This window comes from Bradyrhizobium sp. Kon56 (genome assembly GCF_055807635.1).
Genome location: NZ_JBVVOU010000018.1, coordinates 1 through 18355 on the forward strand (window position 1 = coordinate 1; position 18355 = coordinate 18355).

The window sequence follows — 18355 nt, forward strand, 5'->3', positions numbered from 1 at the left end:
CTTCACCAGCTGATTGTCCACGGTGTCCAGGCTCTCGCTGGTTTCCGTCAAAAACTCCCGCAACAGATCATCCATGAAAACAGGCCTTCATACAGGGAGGGCGCGCACACAAGACGTGATGCGCCAATTCGGAATGGGGCCAGCTTCACCGCAAAGCGTTTAATAATGGTTGAGTATGTGGAAAAGAACGGAACCAACAAAGAGATAAGGCGCTCCGGACAAGCCGAAGCGCCTCGTAAAGATTCGATTAACGTTTGAGAGCGGCGGCGTGTCTACGACGCGATAATGGTGATGGCCTCGCCTTCGTGCGCGAGCCTCACGGTCAGCCCGCAAGCCTCTGCCAACAGCCGCGTATAATAAGGCTGGATCGCATGTGCATCCGCAGCCGGGCCGCGCTCGCCGCTCAGGAGCTCGGAGATGTTCTGCGGCAGGCGCGCATTATGTCCGGTCGCGGTGATGCGGAAGCTCATGGTCTCGCCCTCGCCGATCGGATCGATCGTCAGCGTGCCGCCGCGCGGGATCGTGTGCTGCGAAACGACCAGCATGTTGAGCAGCAGCTTGACGCGATTCTTCGGCAGCAAGATCCGCGGCAGATTCCAGGTGATCGAGCACTTGCCGTCCTCGATGTGGCCGCGCGCCATGGTCTGGGCATCGCCGAGATCGATCTGCGCGCCGGACGAGCCGGCCGCACCAAAAGCGAGGCGGCAGAACTGGAGGCGAGCGGAGGCGGTTTTCGCGCTCTTGCGTATCAAGTCGAGTGCGAACTCGCGGTCGTCGGGCTTGGGATCGTCGTCGAGCACTTCGAGCCCATTGACGATGGCGCCGACAGGGCTGATGAGATCGTGGCAGACCCGCGAGCACAGCAGCGCAGCGAGTTCGAGCGCATCTGGAGCGGTGGCGGTAGCGGGTGACGAAGCGTCAGACATAAAGGGTTCCTGGAATTGCACGGCGCGGACGCGGCGAATCAAGCATGCTTGACGAAGGCCGCAGGTTCTAACATTCGCAAGCCTGTGGCAGCTAGCTTGCGATCCGTTCGAAGCGGCCCTAATGCCGCGGCGAATCACTCGCTTAGGGATGGAATTGCCGATGAATGAGGCATGCAGGTGAAGCGGATCATCGACGGCGCGGCCGCCTCCCACCTGATGGAGCCGCTCACCGCCCTGGTGGTGAAGGCGGGCGAAGCCATCCTCGCGGTCAACCGCGCAGCGATGCGGGTCGACGGCAAGCAGGACGGCTCGCCGGTGACCGAGGCCGACCTTGCGGCCGACCGCATCATCGCGGACGGGCTGGCACAGCTTGCGGGCGACATCCCGACGCTCTCGGAAGAGCGGACCCAGCTCGCCTCGCCGCCGTTCCGCGCCAGCTTCTTCCTGATCGACCCGCTCGACGGCACCAAGGAGTTCGTCGCCGGGCGCGACGAGTTCACCGTCAACCTTGCCCTGGTGACATCGGGCGTGCCGCTGCTGGGCATCGTCAGCGCGCCGGCACTCGGGCTGCTCTGGCGCGGCATCGTCGGCCGTGGCGCCGAGCGCGTCGGGTTCGACGGCGCAACCATCGGCGCTGCCGAGCCGATCCATACCCGCAAGCTGCCGCCCCTGGGCGAACCCTGGATCGCCGCGGTGAGCCGCTCGCATGGAGATCCCCGAACCGAGGCGTTCATCGATCATCGCCCCAGCGCCGTCAGAAAGGCGGTCGGCTCGGCCGTGAAATTCGGACGGATCGCGGAAGGCAGTGCCGACATCTACCCCCGCTTCGGGCCCACTTGTGAATGGGACGTCGGGGCCGGCTACGCGGTCGTGACCGCGGCCGGCGGCAGCGTGACCGACGGCAAGGGCGGCGCGCTCCGCTTCGGCGAGCGGCACGATGGCGGCTTCATCATCCCGGAGTTCATTGCTTGGGGTGACCCGCAGGCGGCAAGACTCTGAGGTCGTAAAGGGGCCTACTGGCTGAGCTTGTCCTGGAGGGCGGGCCAGCGCTTGCCCACCTCATAGAGGAAGCGCTCGGGATTGGCGGCGAAGGCGTCGCGATTGGCTTCCCGGCTGAACAGATAGAGCCGCTGCGCCGCGATCGCGAAGAAGCGGGGGTTACCGGCGATGATGACGCCGCGGGCGATATCGACCGGATCGTAGCCGCCGAACTGCGGCCCGTAGACCTCGGGATGGGCGAGGAAAGACGCCCGGTTGCCCTCGTTCCGAAAGCGCCAGACGGCGCCCCACAGGTTCGCCTCGAACTCGGCCGTCCCCTGCACGGCCGTGCCAGCGACGAAATAGGCCACGGGGTCGAAGCCCTCGATCGCCACGCCACTGAAACGGTTGACGACGATCCGCTCGGTGGTGGCCGCCTGCGCCGGCAACCCCGCGCAGAGGATCCAAATGCCCGACAGCATGCAGACCAGAAGGCCGATCAAGGCAATTCCGGGGCGCAAAGGGCTGGCTTCCTGCCGTTGTGCCGTCATAGTTGCTGCGGATAACATCCGAGTCGAGGGGACATCCGGCGCAACCTAGAGCCGCGCCTGTTGGCGCCAGGTTAAGGAAGCGACCGGATTCGATACCAGGGGTTCTTTTATGACTTTCGCATCACGCCTTGCCGCAGTCGCGCTTGCCGCGATGGTCGGGTGGATCAGTCCGGCTTCCGCCCAGCAGCCGCCGCCGCCCGACTTGCCGCCGCCGCAGCGGACCCAGACGCCCAGCACCTATGGGCCGGACGAACTCGTGAACGCCGGGCATCGCTTCTTCGGCAACGTCTCGCGCGGTCTCGCCTCGATCATCGAGAAGGCGGTCAGCCAATGGGGCCTGCCCAACGGCTATATCCTCGGTGAGGAAGGGTCCGGCGCTTTCGTCGCCGGCCTGCGCTACGGCGAAGGCACGCTCTACACCAAGAACGCCGGTGACCTCAGGGTCTACTGGCAGGGTCCCTCGCTCGGCTTCGACTGGGGTGGCGACGGCGCGCGCACCATGACGCTGGTCTATAATCTGCCCGCCACCAACGCGATCTACCAGCGCTTCGCCGGCCTCGACGGCTCGGCCTACATCATCGGCGGCTTCGGCATGACGGCGCTCACCGCCAACAACATCGTGCTGGTGCCGATCCGCTCGGGCCTCGGCCTGCGGCTGGGAGCCAATATCGGCTATTTGAAATTCACCCCGCGCGCGACCTGGAACCCGTTCTAGCGTTCCGCTTTCCCCTCCGGCGACGGATCAAGGTTAACGACATGTCGGGGCTGGCTTTTTGCCGGCCCCGCATGCAATGTCCTTGGTAAATTTTTCCTTAGCTTTGGGAGTTCTGGCCCATGGTCGAACCGATCATGTACCTGGCGATCGGTTTCCTGCTCTCGATGCTGTGCGGGCTCGCGATCGTGCCGCTGGTGCATAACCGCGCCGTGCGCCTGACCACGCGCCGGCTCGAGGCCGCCACGCCGTTGTCGATGGCCGAGATCCAGGCCGACAAGGACCAGCTCCGCGCCGAGTTCGCCATGTCGGCGCGACGGCTGGAGATGAGCGTCGACCAGCTCAAGAACAAGACCACGAGCCAGCTCGCCGAGCTCGGCAAGAAGAGCGACGCCATCAACCGCATGAAGATCGAGCTCGGCGAGAAGAACGCCACGATCTTCGCGCTCGAAGCGCGCGAGAAGGCGGTGAAGGAGCAGCTCCGCGCCAGCGAAGAGGAATTCAACACCAAGACCGCAGCCCTGCGCGCCGCCGAGCTCGCGCTGACCGACAAGCAGGGCGAGCTCGCAAAGATCAATTCCGAACTGTCCGACCGCTCGATGATGGCGGAGAGCCGTCAGGTCGAGCTGGTCGCGGTCCGTGCGCAGATCGAGGAGCTGAAGCACCGCGTCGGCGACGCCGAAAAGGAATTTGCCGCGACACAGGCGCGGCTGGCGCAGGAGCGCACCGAGTCCGAGACCGCTTCGCGCGAGCTCGGCGACGCCCGCGGCCGCGTCGAGAATCTGAGCCAGCGCGTCACCGACCTCGATCGCCAACTCATCGTGCAGGTGAAAGAGGCCGAGATGTTGTCGGGCCGCGTCGGCGATCTCGAGGGACGCCTTGCCACGCAGGGCAAGCTGCTCGCCGAACGCGACTATGAGAACAACCAGCTCCGCCAGGCCAACGAGGCCAATGAGCGCATCATCAAGGAGCTGCGCGTTGAGATCGCGGCGTTGAGCGGCGGCAAGTCCTCGGCCGCAATGGAATCGATCCGCGCGGAAAAGACCGCGCTCGAGGAGCAGCTGCGCACCGCCCGCGACGAGCGCGCCAAGCTCCAGCGCGACATCAACGCGATCCAGCAACAGGCCGAGAGCTCCTGGGCGACCGAGCGGATGGAGAACGCGCTGCTGCGCGAACGCATCAACGACATCGCAGCCGAGGTGGCCAAGCTCGCGATGCAGCTCGAAGGGCCGAACTCGCCGATCGAGGCCCTGCTCGCGGCGGAGGCCGGCCAGCCGCCGAGGCCGGCGCCACGCCCGGCCAACGACGCCCCTGCCAACGGCACCGCCGCAGGCACCCTGCCCGAAGGCGGCGGAACACTGGCCGAACGCATCCGCGCGCTCCAGGCCCACGCCTCCCGCGCCCGCCAGCAGGGCGCGTAAGCGGCCCCAAGATGGTCTGACCGCCGAATTGCGGGTCCGGGGGAAGGTTTTCCGGCCCGGCAGCGCCTCGAAACTTGACACCTTCGGCCTGCACTTCTAAATCGCGGGCTCCAAAGCATCGGCGGCCGAAACTCGGGTCGCCTGCATGATGGTTTCGGGTGCATAGCTCAGCGGGAGAGCGTTCCCTTCACACGGGAGAGGTCCAAGGTTCGATCCCTTGTGCGCCCACCATTACTTCAGAATTTACAGTAACTTAGCGACTTGCTTCCTCCACATTGTGCCCCGGAAAGTCTGGGGCACAACCCGGGCACGTTGCAAAAAAGATCATCCCGCTACCTTCGCCCGCCGCTCCGATCCCGACGGCAAATCAAGAAAACTCGTTGATCTTTCACCACGAGATCCGCGTCGGCGCGCCACTTTTGGGCACGAGTTTCGTTGGGCGCTCGATAGGCGCGAGCACGTTGTGCTCGAGGCAACCTTCGCCGAGGTACCACTCGAGGAAGGTATCGTGCTCGCGCGGGTCCTTTGATGCTCCGCGCTTGCCGGTCTTGGCTGTGTTGTCCACTGCCGCCATGAGTTGCCGCCGCGTCAGCTCGGCAATGGCGAGCTCGAAATGGTTCTCGAGACCACGTCGCCAGAGCAGACAGTGCTGGTTTCCAGTGACGACCTGCTGTCCGGTGAGGGACACCACATGGGGCCGCCTTCAATCATCAGGTTGCCAGCTCATGCACTGCTTCTCCGCCAGCTGTTGCCGTTGAGCCTCGCGCCCGACTTAGTTCGGATCGCTCCTCTTGCCTACCTTGCTGGCGGCGATGGTGACGACTCCGACGAGACCCCTGTTGCAACATTGTAAAGCGGTAAGGACCAAGGGAGCCGGGAGTTCGCTTTCGGCATCCCCCTACCTCGGGGTCGGCTTATAGTCATCGCCCTTCCAGATCGTGATGCTCCTCGGGCGTATTGACCGGTTGCGGTGCCGTAGCGCTCGAAGGACCCAGTTCGCACCCTCCTGGATCACGACCGAGTTTCAAACCTGCATCGAGCATTGGCGCATCGGGTCTCACCAGCTTCGTGGTGCTCACGCCCGCATTCGGATCAAATGCCATTTCGGAGTCTCGTTCAAACAGCTCTCGCAGACGCTCGATGCGAGCGAACCGGAATGGATGGACCGGTTTGATCATCGGGCTAGGCCCCCCGCGTCGAATGCGAACAATCGGATGATGAAAACTACGAGCGCGCGACGGGTGACGCTCATGAGTCGAGCTGTCGGTTCTCCGCCGAATGCCAGTCCGCGCCGTGGAGGCGGATCATCTCCCGACGGGACCGCTCGATGAAGATGCGCTCAACGCAAAAGCCGGCTGCAACTGAAGCCGCCAGCGCAAGGCCACAGGCCTTATAGTCATTCATGAAATTCCAAAACATGTTGCAGCCGGCAACTCCTACAAAAGTAAGTGCCATGATCACATTGCGAAATGCCTTAACCATGGTGCCCCCAGTCAGTCGGCGAGGAACTTTTACCATTGCAACCACGGCGATTGGCAGCGTTTAACCCTTATGATGAGCCGTCTTTCTGCTCGATCAGCTTGGGTCCGGCCGCGCTGCCGACCGCCGTGGGGCTCGCTCTTCTTACTTAAGAGGGCACCCGGAAACGGGGCAGTGATAGCGACGCCGGCATACTTCATCACGGCGGGCCCATTCCCGAGTGCCCCCCGGCGAGGGACTCCGCATCCCTTCGCGCGAGGGATCGACGCCGCATGGCGTGCGCCGTTGTGGCGTGGAGAAGAAGGGCGTGTTCGAAGCATGGAGCCTGCTGGTTATGGCTCTTACACCCGCAAGCCCATGCCCGCCGCCCTGTTTAAGCACTATCCGGCGCGCGTGGTCCGAAACGCCTGGTTCAACGCAGGCGAGAGCACAGGCCGCCGCGTTGTTGCCTGCGAAATAGCCAGAGCCTGCCCGAATTGGTTAACGGATTGTTAATCGGCGTTCGGCAGGCTTGCGGTCAGCGCTGCCGATCAGCCCCCAAGCTACGGTAGCGCAAGCGATGGCCGGCGGCAGTGATGCCCGCCGGCCATTTCATGCTGTCTGCGTCGTCTAGGGCTTAGCGGGACAACGAACGCCGCCACCAAGCCCGCAATCATCCACTAATCGTTTCGTCAGACCTTTTGGTTAGCAGGTTGCCGCCGACGCGGGAGGATTGCCGTCCCGGTCATGCAATCTAGACGTTCCGCCTGTTTCACGTCCGGGCGGTCCTCAGTTACTTTGCCGGCGTGGGTTTGGGGATCGCGCCTATGCCGCGGGGATTTGTCTACGTACTCGTTTCACCAAATAGCGATTACATAAAAATCGGCCGTACCGAGCGGCCCATCGCTGAACGCCTTCGTGGAATAAATGGCGGTGAGACGTACGCTCCCCATGGCCCGTGGGAATTGTCAGATTGTGTGCATGTCACGGACTGCATCGCAATAGAGAATGCTCTCCATCGTCACTTTCGCAACCGAAACGTAGAGATTGACGGAACGCGGGAGCTCTTCGGCGTGGCTCCGCACGAGGCTAGAGAACAATTGCGTTCGATTAGCGAGCCGCTCCGCGTCGATCCCGAAAGGACGGATCGGCTCTTCCACAATCCCGATGTCAGCCTGTTTCTATTCCGCTTGTTCCAGCTTTCGGGATTGTACGGCAACCTCGACATTCAAGGCGCGTGGACCTTAAGCGTTCTCCCGCAGACCAACGGAGGGCGTTGGTTCACCTTAAACATCGGGTCTCACGAAGTTGCTTTCAGCACTCGAACGCATGTGGACGGAAAGTTTTCGCACTATCTTGTGCTCGACCGTCTGATTTTGGATTATCCAAAAACGATCATGTGGCTCGGCCAGCGTGCTGGGGATTTTCAACCGGCCGACTACAAAGCTGCTGAACATGCGGTGAGTGTAAGTTTCGACGAGGATTTTGCAAAGGCCGAACGCATCTTCGCTCTCGACGGAGTTCGTCGCGCAATGGTCGCTTATTGGGCCGACGCTCTAGCCGATCTGCGCGAGAGAAATGCGAAGAGCGTCTACGCAAGGTACCATTCCTACGATGAGGTATCGCAGTTGCTCCAATACAAAAGGGCGAGAGACAAGGTGGTGGTAGGTCCCACCGAGCCATGAACGATCATTCGACGACGGAAGCGCCCGCTTTTGACGCTTAGCGTACCGAGCGCTGGTTGCGCTCTCTCTGAGCGCGCTTCGTACGGCGACGCAACGGTCGAATGTCAGGCGTTCACCAGAAACGGCAGAGGTGTTGTGATCAATATCGCTAGGCCCTTGCGCAAGTAAATTGTGCACCTATTCGAACGCACCGATTGCGATGCCTTCGAGGTGACGAATGCGACGCCAGACATTCGCAATTTCTAGCGAAAGTCCGACGTCCAGCCTATCGGCCGCCGACTTCCAACGCTCTTCATTGACATTCACTTCCTGGCGCCTGGTCGGATGCTCCTCAACCGGAATGTCCTGTTCGCCTTCCTCATAGGCTAATCCGGATGTCTGCTGGCGCATGATCGTGACGAGATCGGTCAAGCCAGCCCGGAATTGTTCTAGCGCCGCAATTGCTTCAATGCGCCAGTGTTGTGTGGCCGATGCATCGGGGTTGCGTTCAGCGTACAGGCGCATCGAGCGCAGCGCAGTGTCGCAGACAGTCATCACGCCGAACGCCTCTTCCGACCACGAGCTATAAATCTCATGCCACAAAAGGTGATCGAACTCCCACAGAAGCCGATCAGTCCGCAGGTCATCGACGGCCTTTCTGACGGTGTCTCGTTCGGTCTCAAGCGAAACCGCGGCCTTCACAATCATCGAAACGGCAGCGGCCGCCGATTGGCGCGCTGCTCTGCAAGCTGGCGGTACACTGGCCGAGCAGCAAGGTACGCTGCGGCCAAGGCTAATAGCGCGGCGATGAGGGTCTGCCAGTTCTGAAACCCCTTCCACAAGCCGTCAGAAACGATTGGACCTGCAACTCCTGTCCACGCGATCAGAGCACAGCTAAAGAACAGCAATGAAGCGATTAAGTCGGGCTGTGGTTTGCGCATGCGAAGGGATAACAACACCAGTAGAAAAACGGCGGATGACGGGCGGCTGTAGGATGCCGAACAACCCTGAAGATTACTTAAACTAGTCCAATTGCGAAAGGCAACCACGCGAACGTCACCTCCGATCTCTTGCAATCTTCGTCACTCATGACACCGTTGCCGTAGCCTATGCGGCAACGCCCAACCAGCCGTTGCGATAGGCGTCTCGGAGCGACACGAATGTTAAGCCACCCGACTTCCATTTCGGCACCAGTTTCCGGATCAACCGAAAGGTCTGATTTTTCTGCGCGATGCCAGCTTCAAAACTGTTGTCGTGCAAGAGAACGATGCCACGCTCCGCTTGACTGTATGCTTTGGTAGCTGCATCGAGCGCCGCAGTGTCATCGAGACTGATCGCAAGGTTCCAGAACGACCAATCATCTCCGGAGAAATCCCAGTGGATGGGATCGGCGTATGATCCATAGAGCTCTGGCCCTTCAAATGGCATTCCCCTTGCGCTGAGGTCTTCATGTGTCGGCCAAAGACCGTAGGGCGGCCGGAAGAAAAGCGGTCTCGTTCCTACAGGAATGAACGGGCTGATCACGTTGTGGGCGGCAGCAACTTCCTCCCGGATGTCGACAAAATTCTGGGTCAGATCTGGATGGTTTTGCGTGTGGTTGCCGATCTCATGACTATCACTGATCAGCTGCTTCACGACGTCGGGGAGTTGCGGCACGAAACGGCCGATCAGGAAAAATGTCGCAGGGATACCCTGCTCGCGAAGAAACGAACTGATCTCAGCTGTATATTCGCCGGGACCATCATCGAAGGTTAGGCACAATTGGCCATTAGGAAATGCATTTCCACTCTTCAAAAGCAAGGGATGCCCCCCGGAAGGATGCGGCCCAAGCCGCCACGTTTCTAAAACCCGATCCAAATCGCGCCGCGGCGGCGCGCTAGTCAACGCTAGATGCTCTCGCCCTTCGGCTTGGGCTTTGCGTTCGGTTTTGGCGGTGCGAGTGGAGGAGCAGCGCGCCGTGCGGCTCGATGTTTCAGCACATAGGTCGTGCCAAATTCAAGGCCCTTGGCATCGATGAATTCACGGAGGGGCTGGACAAGCCGCCCGTCACGGCCCGCCGAGAGCAGAGCAACGTCGTTTGCCTCTTCGCCGCAGGCGCCCATCGCTCCCCTTGAGATCGTCGCGGCATCGGACGCGTAATCATCCAACTTGGTCACTGCCCGCTCAAGGCAGTCAAAATAGAGTTCCATGCTTTGGTGGGTAAGGCGCGCTTCTATATCTTGCGCCCCCGCACTCGATACGCCCGCGATCAACAGCAACGCGGCAGCCCCCTTCCGTATCATTCGCCGATCCATTCCCCTGTTTGACGATAAAAATGACCAGCGGCTTCGCGCGCGCGTTCTTCGTTGCCGGTCCCAGTGCAATTCAACATAGCACGCGTTCTCGCGCAGTGCGCAGCCCTCTGTTAGATTGAACCTTCGATGTATCGGTTGAGCGCTACTTCAGCACGGGCGAACGGACGATGCGATCGGAACGCTACCTTAATTCCGCTGCGGATGTGATCTTGCGATCTCAGGGATCGCCCGATCACTCTAGTAACTGAGCAAAGAATTTCCCGCTCGTCCTACTCGCTCGCCCCCGCTGTTTTTGAAAGCGCTGCAAGCGAGCATAAACCGCTTGGCGGGTGCGGCCTAGCCGTTCGCCGACCTCCTCCGCTGTGGCACCTGCGCCAAAGAGCGAGAGTAATTCCGCCTCTTCGTCCGGCAACCACGGACGTGTCGATGTGCGATCGTTCGTCATTCGCGATGCCTGCATTACCTAAATGCGCGGCGGCGCTGACCGCCGCGGCGGGTCGGGAAAGCGAGCTGGCCGCTCTGAGCGCGGCGCCGCCGGCAAGCGGCTGGGTTCAGGCGCTCGATTACCGCGCGTCACCCACGCTGCTAGACGAGCGTAGCTTCGCCTGAGAGCCGGAACGAACCAAGCAGATGCGTCCTCGTGATCCATGCGGCAGAATAATATCCATGAACCATTTAGAAAACATTGCCGGCTCCGTAACTGATCGTAAACGATGCGATGGCAACAAACGGCCATGGAAACCGAACGACCGCTTGAAACGATGGATGAAGACATCGGTCGGCACGAAAAGCGCAGGCCGCTTTTTAATCAGTATCACCGGCAAATGCTCGATCCTCTTCGTGACCGCGATTGGGTGTCTTCTTCGAAGCTTTCCGATCACCCCGGAACAACGCTCGCTCTTTTACGAAACGGATGGATGGAGCGACGCTCAACGGGCGAAGGTGTCGAATATCGTATGACCGAAGCCGGTCTGACAGAACTTAGCCGCCCCCGATAACCCGCAAACCGGTGGGAAACGACGAACGTGTCAAAGGCCATGGAACTGATCGTCGCCGGCTACGTGAAGGTACGGGACCGTCGCGCGCTGACGGACTTGCTGGCGCATCGGCGCAAGGTGCTCGCTGAACTGCAAGCCGTATCGGGCATCAACCCAGAAAACGCGGCCAAAACAGTCCAAGAGGAATTGGCGGTGATCGAAGCCGGCCTCGAAGAACTTAAACCTCCGCCCGGTTCGCTGCCTGAGAACGAGTGGAGCTAGCTATGCGCGTTAACAAGATCAATTGGGACAAAATCGGCCGGGTGACGGAGCCGGGTCGATATAAGTGCTTTTTCGGATATCTAAACGTCACGCCAGAGGACATTGAAGTGTGGACGCGTTACCCCCACGCGACGTTCACCTTGATCACCCAAATGGCGGACGAGCGAGCGGTGGGCGAAGACTACCGTCTAGGCGCGTTCGATATCGGCAATCCTCAACAGTAGGACGGTTCGCCGTCGTCGCCTGCGGCACAGCCTCGACGGCGTTGTCTCCAAGAGGATCGCGATCGGCACTATGACGCGGGTCGTGAACGGGACCGGTAGCGGTCAAAAACCCGAAGCATTTGGCGAGGCTCGGGCAGTCACACCTCACGAGCATTCGAGCTTTCGAAGCTGTTGTTCAGTCAGGAATTCCGAACGCAGGCCTAGACGTTCCTTCTTGAGCATTCACAGCAAGTACACTCCGGTGCGGCTTCTCGGTTCCCGAATTAACTTCCTGCCGGGAGATCAAGCTTAACTTGAAGATTTGATTGCAGCGGCGCATCGGGGGGTTAGCTTTGTGCACCGGACATTGTCCCCGTCCGGGTCCGCCCAAGCGAAGCCGTCGCGCCATTATATTCGGCGAGGCGGCTTCGTTTGCCCGGCCACGCGCGCGAGTGTGATTTTGATGAGGCCGTCAAAACACGAAACGCTCGACCTCGTCGAGATGCGTCGACAGATTATCGCTCTGCGAACCCGGCACTCTGACAACGCCCGCGTCACGTATCTGTTGAACCGGTTGCTGATCAAGACTGCATATCTCACCGAGGCAGAGAGCCCCGCTCAGGCGAAGCGGCTGTGGGACGCATTCACTGAAACGATGGCAGATGTCGAGAAGATCATCACACAAGGCGACCAGACGCCATCGAGTAAGGCTAACAAGTAGATCCGATTGCGTAAGGCGAGCACTGGGTTGATGCTACCCGGCGTCGCGGAGGTGGCTCTGTCTCGCGTAACCGCCGCCTTCGCGGCAAGGGGCCGCCGCCGTCACAAGCGGCGGCCCCGCCCGTGAGCGGCCTAGTAAGCACGCCGCACTACTCGGGGCAGGGAGGGCAGTCTCGGAGAAAACCGGTGGGCAAGCGCTAGCACTGCGGCTTCGTCGGTTTCGAGCGCGATCTTCTGGGCAAGCATCACGTCGCCAACTGCCAGCGGCCGTTCGGGAATGAAACACCACCCGGTCTTGGGCTGTCTTTCTTCATCAAGCTCCAAAACATTGCCCATGGTGCCCTGATGAATTCGATATCGTCGGCCGGTGTGAGAGCCTGTGACTTCGAAATAACCCTCGTCATTAAACTGCGCACGCTGATCCGGTGATAGCCAATCGCGCAAAAGGCGCCGCGCACGCGCTTCCGGCCCATTTTGCTCGATGAAGCTCCGATACAGCGAACGCAGGGAGCGCAAACGCGCTCTGCTGCCGACGCCGTTGCGTCTGAACAAAAACATTGCTGTGCCCACGAGGGTGGCTAGCCGCCGACAAGGCGCGGGTAAAACAGCGTCTCGTCCGCAGTCGGATCAAATGTCCGTACGGCCTTGAGATCGCCGGCTGCCGTCCGCGTGGCAGCCGTAAATCCCTGGCCGATCAGCTTCTTAAACCGCCGTTCGGCCTCGGCCAATCCGTTCGGATCGGTGCGCTCAAAAAAATGTCTGCCGTCGCCTGTGTGATCCATCACGATCTGGGTAGCCATGGAAGAGAACTCCGTAAGTTCGAGCCCTAGTGTGGAAGAACCTCGCGGCGCCGGCTGGTGTTCCTAGTCCGGAGAAACTTGCTGTGTTTCCCATTAGGCGTCCTGCCCGGCATCGACGAAGCCCTGATCCGCCGCGATCTGACGCCGGCGCAACGGGCGAAGCTGATCGCTAAGCGCAAGGCGACTTATGGAGCCGTGCATCCGGAGACGAAGCGCGGCGCGAGTGGGCGCCGCGGGAAAAAGATGCCAACATGGCGTCTTTTACTTCCGATACCGCCGCCAAGACAGGAAAACCAGAACGGACGATCCAGCGCGACGCGACCCGCGCCAAGCCGCTAGGCCCCGATCTGGACCGTGTTTCAACACGGGTTAGCGGGGGCCTGACTCGACGATGCATGATCTCGTTCTGAAAGGGATGGCGGTGGCAGTGTTCGCAGATCAGGGACACCATTTCAGTAAGATACCGTAGCGCGAGACGTGATGAGAGAAGGCCACGGGCTCGAAGGCGACGCGCACGCAGGTCCCTTCGTTCGGTACAGGTAACTCGTCCGAAGGCAGCCTCGCCTGCCCAATCTGCGTCAGGTCCACCTGATACCGGCCGAGCTTTTCGACACGCAGCGCAGATACGGCTACGAGGTCGGTTTGGGAGAGTTGGGTGAGAACATCACCACGGCAGGCCTGGACCTTGAGCGGATGCCCCTCGCGAGCCGGATGAGGCTGGGATCGACCGACGTCGTGGAACTGACCGGGCTCCGAACGCTCTGCGTGCTCATCGACCGCTTCCGGTCAGGCCTGAAACGACGCGTGATCTCACCCGAGAAAGCAGACCCGGCGTTCAGATGCGCGGTTCTGGGCATAGTGAGAACCCCCGGCCGTGTCACCGCCGGCGATTTCGCGCGAGCGCTGCTGCCGAGCCCCCCTGCGCCTTCTACCGGCACTGTAGCGCTTCAGTGCAAAACTCAGCCAGCCGTTAGGCGAATCGGATTGCATTCGGTAGAGGCGGACGTGCATGGCCGCAAAGAAGGCAACGGCGGTACGCGTGGGCTGGGGGAGACACTCAACCGTCAGAGACTTTTGCAAGCCGCCGCGGCACCACCGGCGGCTTCTCTTTTGGCCCGCGCCACGATGCCGCCTGATCGAAATTAGGTAGACACCAAGACGTTAGGCCATTTCGCGAGCCAGACGGCGCCCCTCGCGTTCGCTCCGCTTCGGCAGGGAACGATTCAGCAGCTTGGCGTTGAATCCGCATGTGTGCCGTGGCGTTGCCTCAGTCTCCTTTCGGAGTATCGCGCGTCAATGGCGCCGTCAAAATTTCTATTCGTGGTTACATTGAACCGTGTGACCCCACGCTGCGCGAGTATCCACCGCGCGGCGAGGGTTGCGTCTGCGAAATTAAGGCCGACGGTTACCAAGCCCAACTGCATCTGGATGAGGGGGACGCCAAAGTTTATTCGCGTATTCCTCGAACCTCTTGACCGCCGGCACCCTGAACTTCTTCGATCTTGCATCCCTGGCCAAGCCTGCCGCCTTCGCAGCTCACCTCGTCGCCATGCGGCGCATCAGCTGGGTCGTCTACGCCAAACGGCTGTTCGGCGGCCCCGCGCAGGTGCTGGCCTATCTCGGCCGCTATACCCATCGCGTTGCAATCGCCAACAGCCGGCTCGTAGCCCTCGACGAGGATCACGTTACCTTTACCTGGAAGGACTATCGCCAGAACGGCGCGACAAAGATCATGAAGCTCAAGCCCGGCGAGTTCATCCAAAGGATCGAACGCGAGAGTGGCGCCTCGACGATGCCGGCCATCTCCGCTTGGGAAAGTGCCTCAGTGCGGCGGAGATGAATTGCGAGCCAACGATGCCCGATCGCATATTGAGCTGATCAACTATCCGATGCTTTTCAAGCTCAAGGCCACCGCCGCCGAATAACACCGGCCTCCATCACGCCATCGAACGCGGATGGCTCAAGCTGCACGAGTCAGGCGCCTATGTCCGGATATTGAAGACAAAGGCTGCCGGCCTTACCGATAGCGGAGCACTTTAGTTGATGGCTGTATCGTCAACCGGTAAACAACGAGATGAGCCGCTCCGAAAGCCTCAATCAGATTGCCGCAAGCAGGGCAATAGTACCTGCCCTCCGTGCCACGCTCGGAGGTAAGCTCAAGACGGCAGAAGCCAGCACCGCACTCGGAACACGTCACATCACTCTTTCTCATGCTCCGACTCCTCACGCTGCGCGTCGCCACGATTCTTCAACATATGCTTGGTTGCGGCACATCTCCTTTGCCCAGATCCTCGGTCGCCATCACCATTGCGGGTCCGCTGATGCCCACCCCTTGCGCGTGTGCCGACGAAGTTCACATAGATACACGTGATGGAGGTCGATGTCGCAGCCAAACCGGCGAAAGAAGTCTCCATTCTCGACAGAGCTCGCGCAACAGCTGGCCGCGCAGATTCCTCGTCATCTCGGTCCGTCCGGCAGATAATAGTTGGTACGAATCGGACAAACATCAGCCCGTACAGACACGTGTAACGGATGAAACCTCCGCCAGTAAAATACGCGACGTTCAAAACGTCCATTCGAAGTTTCTCATCGTCATACTGCCGGTCTCTGCCTATTTACGTCGAATTCTCCTGCTGCGCCGAGGATATCCTGCATCCCGTTGTATGGAATCGATCACGGTGGTGGCCCTGCAGCAGGCCGTTAATGAGGCCGTGCCCCGAGCCAATTGCCGGGTACGTCGATGACCCATAGCAAATAAGGATTCGCAAGCTTGTGAGCACAGTGTCGGCTCTCACCAAGAGTCGCGCGAAACTCCCGCCTGTGCACAACTCCTTCGCGCATCCGTCATGCGCGCGCTAACCACTAGCTGATTTAAGATTGTCGCAATCGGCTACTCGCTGCAGCCCAAGTCAATCGTTTACAGCGAATTAAGCAGAGCAGGATTTGATGCCGCGCGGACAGGAAGCTTGGATCTCGGGGATGTGTGATGGGTGCTGCCAGGAAGCAATCCGTGAAATTAGATACGGGAATGTTCGAGGGCATGCCGGTCCTGCGTCGCAAGTGGCAGGCTGCACTCAAGCCCGGCCAAACTCTTCCCCGCTACGAAGATGTGCTGCTGGGCAGCCTCGGACGACTCGCCGATCACATGATGCTGCTCAAGTGCGAGAACGACGCATTCGCCGTTTCGCGGACGGGTCGCTATGCGCAGGAATGGCCGGGCGATGAGCGCTGGGACGTTCCGATGGACGCGCTGCGCCCGGATTGCGCGACCGTCCTCAGTGAGGCAGCCGCGAACGCGATTGCAAACAACCGTCCTTATCTCACCGCCGCTCATTGCGTGCGCAACGGCATGGTGCGAACGTATGACGTGCTCGCGCTGCCGACCTTCGCGCGTTGGGGCGGCACGCTGGTCGGCGCCTACGTCAACGAGCGCGGCACGGAATACAATCTGCCCGATGCGATCTTTTCTACGACCGACGACGGCGTAATCTCGCTCTCGACCATTCGCGATGCGACGGGCCAGCCGGTTGATTTTCAGGTCGTGCACCACAATCAAGCAGCAGTGAGACTCCTCAACGTGGCAGAGCGAAGCCTGCTATGGCAGCGTCTGAGCAACGGAGGCCACCTGCTCTGTTCGCAAGCGGTCGTAGGGCGGTTGCGGGCTGCGGTTAAGGACGACCAGGGTGACCAGTTCGAGATCGACAGCGATGATCGCAGCCTTCGGTTGGCAATTAAGGCCTTCGGCGGGATCCTTTCCCTGGTCATTTCCGACGTCACGTCCTTAAAGCGCCGAGACGCTTCGTTCAGACTGCTGTTCGACTCCAATCCAATGCCGATGTGGGCGTTGGACTGCGAGACGATGGCCTTTGTGAGGTCAACGACGCGGCGGTGCAGCACTACGGTTACGCTTGCGAGACCTTCCTGCGGATGAAAGTTCACGAGATCTGGCCAAGGGAGGAGTGGCTCAGCTATACGCAGGCGCTGCGGGACGTCGGCGATACCTACCAGTCCGAACATCACTGGCGTCACGTGAAAGCCGACGGCACCGAGATTTGTGTGCTCACCTTCGGGCGACGAATCATGCTCGAAGGGCGCGAAGGCTACCTGGTCGCGGTGGTCGACATCACCGAACGGCGTAAGGCCGAGGCCCGCATCGCCCATATGGCGCTCCACGATGGATTGACTAACCTCCCCAACCGCGCGCTCCACCGCGAGCGTCTAGCCGAGGCGCTTGAAAGTGGCAATGCAGCCTGCAAACGCGTCGCGGTGTTGTGCATCGACCTTGACCTCTTCAAGAACGTCAACGACTCCTTCGGCCATCCCATGGGCGATTGCCTGCTCAAGCAGGTCGCCAACCGGCTGCGGTCGCGTGTAGCCAGCAACAATCTGGCGGCACGCCTCGGTGGCGATGAATTTGGAATCATCCTGGCCGACGATTCCTCGCCGAAGCAGGCGAGCGATTTCGCCGCCGGGCTGATCAGTATGTTGAGTGAGCCTTATGAGATCGACGGCAATCAGGTGGTGATTGGCGCCTCGATCGGAATTGCACTTTCGCCTGGCGACGGCACGAGTAGCGAGGAACTGATGCGCAACGCCGACATGGCGCTCTATCGCGCCAAACAGGATGGCCGCGGCACGCAGCGTTTCTTCGAGCGCGAGATGGATCACCAAGTGCAGCGGCGCCGCGAGCTGGAGCTCGACCTGCGCCGCGCTTTTGCCAATGGAGACTTCGAGCTGCACTACCAGCCGCTGGGTCGACGTCGCGCGTGACAAGATCTCAGGTTTTGAGGCGCTCCTGCGCTGGCTCCATCCGGAGAAGGGCATGATCTCGCCGGCGGAGTTCATTCCGGTGGCGGAAGATATCGGACTGATCGTCTCGCTCGGCGAGTGGGTATTGCGTGAAGCCTGCAACGAGGCGGTGAAGTGGCCGTCCGAAATCAAGGTCGCGGTCAACCTGTCGCCGGCACAATTCCGTAGCCGTAATCTGGTCCAGGTGGTGATTTCAGCGCTCGCCAATTCAGGTTTGTCGCCCAAGCGGCTCGAGCTCGAAATCACCGAGTCGGTGTTCCTGGCGGAATCCGAGGCCAATCTCGCGATCCTGCACCAGCTGCGCGAGCTTGGAGTTTCCATCTCTTTGGATGATTTTGGAACAGGTTATTCCAGCCTGAGCTACTTGCGCAGCTTTCCGTTCGACAAGATCAAGATCGATCGCTCCTTTGTGAAGGATCTCGCGAAACGTTCCGACTGCGTCGCCATCGTGCGCGCGATCTCGGGCCTCGGGCGTAGCCTCAACATCACCACAACTGCGGAAGGGGTGTCCGCCCTTAATTAGCACCTAAGAGCTTGATCCGACAAAGGAAGTGATCCGG

Annotated in this window: 20 protein-coding genes, 1 tRNA gene and 2 pseudogenes; 13 read left to right on the plus strand and 10 right to left on the minus strand. The window is 60.7% G+C overall.

Going from position 1 to position 18355, the window contains the following annotated elements; translation table 11 throughout:
- Positions 1–258, plus strand: a 258-nt coding sequence (locus AC0L3B_RS25270) for a hypothetical protein (RefSeq protein ID WP_473299154.1), incomplete at its 5' end; no start/stop codon positions are given.
- Between the two features lie 14 nt (positions 259–272).
- Here the strand turns inward: AC0L3B_RS25270 and chpT are convergent.
- Positions 273–926 (minus strand): histidine phosphotransferase ChpT, encoded by a 654-nt coding sequence (gene chpT, locus AC0L3B_RS25275; protein ID WP_018458347.1) that lies wholly within the window; start codon positions 924–926, stop codon positions 273–275.
- 171 nt (positions 927–1097) lie between these two features.
- Here chpT and AC0L3B_RS25280 point away from each other — a divergent pair, with 171 nt between their 5' ends.
- Positions 1098–1925 (plus strand): 3'(2'),5'-bisphosphate nucleotidase CysQ family protein, encoded by an 828-nt coding sequence (locus AC0L3B_RS25280; RefSeq protein ID WP_085348586.1) that lies wholly within the window; start codon positions 1098–1100, stop codon positions 1923–1925.
- A gap of 14 nt (positions 1926–1939) precedes the next feature.
- Here AC0L3B_RS25280 and AC0L3B_RS25285 read toward each other — a convergent pair whose 3' ends face one another.
- Positions 1940–2425 (minus strand): YHS domain-containing (seleno)protein, encoded by a 486-nt coding sequence (locus AC0L3B_RS25285; RefSeq protein WP_026233560.1) that lies wholly within the window; start codon positions 2423–2425, stop codon positions 1940–1942.
- 139 nt (positions 2426–2564) lie between these two features.
- Here AC0L3B_RS25285 and AC0L3B_RS25290 point away from each other — a divergent pair, with 139 nt between their 5' ends.
- The 3 genes from AC0L3B_RS25290 (at position 2565) to AC0L3B_RS25300 (ending at position 4819) form a co-directional block, all read left to right on the plus strand.
- Positions 2565–3170, plus strand: coding sequence for a DUF1134 domain-containing protein (locus AC0L3B_RS25290; protein ID WP_018458350.1), 606 nt, complete (start codon positions 2565–2567; stop codon positions 3168–3170).
- 119 nt (positions 3171–3289) lie between these two features.
- Complete coding sequence (locus AC0L3B_RS25295; RefSeq protein WP_473381187.1) at positions 3290–4588, plus strand: hypothetical protein; 1299 nt, start codon at positions 3290–3292, stop codon at positions 4586–4588.
- A gap of 156 nt (positions 4589–4744) precedes the next feature.
- A tRNA-Val gene (locus AC0L3B_RS25300) sits at positions 4745–4819 on the plus strand.
- Between the two features lie 157 nt (positions 4820–4976).
- Here AC0L3B_RS25300 and AC0L3B_RS25305 read toward each other — a convergent pair.
- The 3 genes from AC0L3B_RS25305 to AC0L3B_RS25315 form a co-directional block, all read right to left on the minus strand.
- Positions 4977–5279, minus strand: a complete 303-nt coding sequence (locus tag AC0L3B_RS25305) for a hypothetical protein (protein WP_473381188.1) — start codon at positions 5277–5279, stop codon at positions 4977–4979.
- Positions 5280–5508: 229 nt separating this feature from the next.
- Positions 5509–5766 carry a hypothetical protein gene (locus AC0L3B_RS25310; RefSeq protein ID WP_473381189.1) on the minus strand — a complete coding sequence of 86 codons (258 nt, stop codon included), beginning with the start codon at positions 5764–5766 and terminating at the stop codon, positions 5509–5511.
- 70 nt (positions 5767–5836) lie between these two features.
- Positions 5837–6070: a hypothetical protein gene (locus AC0L3B_RS25315; RefSeq protein WP_473381190.1), complete on the minus strand. Its 234-nt coding sequence runs from the start codon at positions 6068–6070 to the stop codon at positions 5837–5839.
- A gap of 803 nt (positions 6071–6873) precedes the next feature.
- On the opposite strand from AC0L3B_RS25315, the gene AC0L3B_RS25320 reads away from it, so the two are divergent.
- Positions 6874–7731, plus strand: a complete 858-nt coding sequence (locus tag AC0L3B_RS25320) for a GIY-YIG nuclease family protein (RefSeq protein WP_473381191.1) — start codon at positions 6874–6876, stop codon at positions 7729–7731.
- Positions 7732–7908: 177 nt separating this feature from the next.
- Here the strand turns inward: AC0L3B_RS25320 and AC0L3B_RS25325 are convergent, their stop codons facing one another.
- The 3 genes from AC0L3B_RS25325 to AC0L3B_RS25335 form a co-directional block, all read right to left on the minus strand.
- Positions 7909–8418: a hypothetical protein gene (locus AC0L3B_RS25325; protein ID WP_473381192.1), complete on the minus strand. Its 510-nt coding sequence runs from the start codon at positions 8416–8418 to the stop codon at positions 7909–7911.
- A 399-nt stretch (positions 8419–8817) separates the two neighbouring features.
- Positions 8818–9510 carry a polysaccharide deacetylase family protein gene (locus AC0L3B_RS25330; RefSeq protein ID WP_473381193.1) on the minus strand — a complete coding sequence of 231 codons (693 nt, stop codon included), beginning with the start codon at positions 9508–9510 and terminating at the stop codon, positions 8818–8820.
- 86 nt (positions 9511–9596) lie between these two features.
- The gene (locus AC0L3B_RS25335) at positions 9597–9968 is read right to left on the minus strand and encodes a hypothetical protein (protein ID WP_473381194.1); all 372 of its coding nucleotides are present in this window, start codon (positions 9966–9968) and stop codon (positions 9597–9599) included.
- A 702-nt stretch (positions 9969–10670) separates the two neighbouring features.
- Here AC0L3B_RS25335 and AC0L3B_RS25340 point away from each other — a divergent pair.
- The 4 genes from AC0L3B_RS25340 (at position 10671) to AC0L3B_RS25355 (ending at position 12187) form a co-directional block, all read left to right on the plus strand.
- Entirely contained in the window at positions 10671–10964 is a 294-nt protein-coding gene (locus AC0L3B_RS25340; RefSeq protein WP_473381195.1) for a hypothetical protein, read from the plus strand.
- Between the two features lie 77 nt (positions 10965–11041).
- Positions 11042–11263 carry a hypothetical protein gene (locus AC0L3B_RS25345; RefSeq protein ID WP_473381196.1) on the plus strand — a complete coding sequence of 74 codons (222 nt, stop codon included), beginning with the start codon at positions 11042–11044 and terminating at the stop codon, positions 11261–11263.
- Between the two features lie 2 nt (positions 11264–11265).
- The gene (locus tag AC0L3B_RS25350; protein WP_473381197.1) at positions 11266–11487 is read left to right on the plus strand and encodes a hypothetical protein; all 222 of its coding nucleotides are present in this window, start codon (positions 11266–11268) and stop codon (positions 11485–11487) included.
- 442 nt (positions 11488–11929) lie between these two features.
- A complete protein-coding gene (locus AC0L3B_RS25355) occupies positions 11930–12187 on the plus strand; it encodes a hypothetical protein (RefSeq protein ID WP_473381198.1) in 258 nt (85 codons plus the stop codon).
- A gap of 131 nt (positions 12188–12318) precedes the next feature.
- Here AC0L3B_RS25355 and AC0L3B_RS25360 read toward each other — a convergent pair whose 3' ends face one another.
- Both AC0L3B_RS25360 and AC0L3B_RS25365 read right to left on the minus strand, forming a co-directional pair.
- Positions 12319–12744: a hypothetical protein gene (locus tag AC0L3B_RS25360; protein WP_473381199.1), complete on the minus strand. Its 426-nt coding sequence runs from the start codon at positions 12742–12744 to the stop codon at positions 12319–12321.
- A gap of 20 nt (positions 12745–12764) precedes the next feature.
- On the minus strand, positions 12765–12986 hold the full coding sequence (locus AC0L3B_RS25365; protein WP_473381200.1) for a hypothetical protein: 222 nt from the start codon (positions 12984–12986) through the stop codon (positions 12765–12767).
- A 591-nt stretch (positions 12987–13577) separates the two neighbouring features.
- Here AC0L3B_RS25365 and AC0L3B_RS25370 point away from each other — a divergent pair.
- The 3 genes and pseudogenes from AC0L3B_RS25370 to AC0L3B_RS25380 form a co-directional block, all read left to right on the plus strand.
- Positions 13578–14132, plus strand: a complete 555-nt coding sequence (locus AC0L3B_RS25370; protein WP_473381298.1) for an MOSC domain-containing protein — start codon at positions 13578–13580, stop codon at positions 14130–14132.
- A gap of 334 nt (positions 14133–14466) precedes the next feature.
- Positions 14467–14751: pseudogene (locus AC0L3B_RS25375) on the plus strand (transposase); the annotation flags it as partial.
- A 1221-nt stretch (positions 14752–15972) separates the two neighbouring features.
- Positions 15973–18303 (plus strand): annotated as a pseudogene (locus AC0L3B_RS25380) (putative bifunctional diguanylate cyclase/phosphodiesterase); the annotation flags it as partial.
- Positions 18304–18355: the final 52 nt, after the last annotated feature.

Excerpts from the sequence above, each read along its gene's own strand:
- chpT (WP_018458347.1), bottom strand. The coding sequence starts at position 926 with ATGTCTGACGCTTCGTCACCCGCTACCGCCACCGCTCCAGATGCGCTC.
- AC0L3B_RS25280 (WP_085348586.1), top strand. The coding sequence starts at position 1,098 with ATGCAGGTGAAGCGGATCATCGACGGCGCGGCCGCCTCCCACCTGATG.
- AC0L3B_RS25290 (WP_018458350.1), top strand. The coding sequence starts at position 2,565 with ATGACTTTCGCATCACGCCTTGCCGCAGTCGCGCTTGCCGCGATGGTC.
- AC0L3B_RS25295 (WP_473381187.1), top strand. The coding sequence starts at position 3,290 with ATGGTCGAACCGATCATGTACCTGGCGATCGGTTTCCTGCTCTCGATG.
- AC0L3B_RS25310 (WP_473381189.1), bottom strand. The coding sequence starts at position 5,766 with ATGATCAAACCGGTCCATCCATTCCGGTTCGCTCGCATCGAGCGTCTG.
- AC0L3B_RS25315 (WP_473381190.1), bottom strand. The coding sequence starts at position 6,070 with ATGGTTAAGGCATTTCGCAATGTGATCATGGCACTTACTTTTGTAGGA.
- AC0L3B_RS25320 (WP_473381191.1), top strand. The coding sequence starts at position 6,874 with ATGCCGCGGGGATTTGTCTACGTACTCGTTTCACCAAATAGCGATTAC.
- AC0L3B_RS25325 (WP_473381192.1), bottom strand. The coding sequence starts at position 8,418 with ATGATTGTGAAGGCCGCGGTTTCGCTTGAGACCGAACGAGACACCGTC.
- AC0L3B_RS25340 (WP_473381195.1), top strand. The coding sequence starts at position 10,671 with ATGAACCATTTAGAAAACATTGCCGGCTCCGTAACTGATCGTAAACGA.
- AC0L3B_RS25345 (WP_473381196.1), top strand. The coding sequence starts at position 11,042 with ATGGAACTGATCGTCGCCGGCTACGTGAAGGTACGGGACCGTCGCGCG.
- AC0L3B_RS25350 (WP_473381197.1), top strand. The coding sequence starts at position 11,266 with ATGCGCGTTAACAAGATCAATTGGGACAAAATCGGCCGGGTGACGGAG.
- AC0L3B_RS25355 (WP_473381198.1), top strand. The coding sequence starts at position 11,930 with ATGAGGCCGTCAAAACACGAAACGCTCGACCTCGTCGAGATGCGTCGA.
- AC0L3B_RS25360 (WP_473381199.1), bottom strand. The coding sequence starts at position 12,744 with ATGTTTTTGTTCAGACGCAACGGCGTCGGCAGCAGAGCGCGTTTGCGC.
- AC0L3B_RS25365 (WP_473381200.1), bottom strand. The coding sequence starts at position 12,986 with ATGGCTACCCAGATCGTGATGGATCACACAGGCGACGGCAGACATTTT.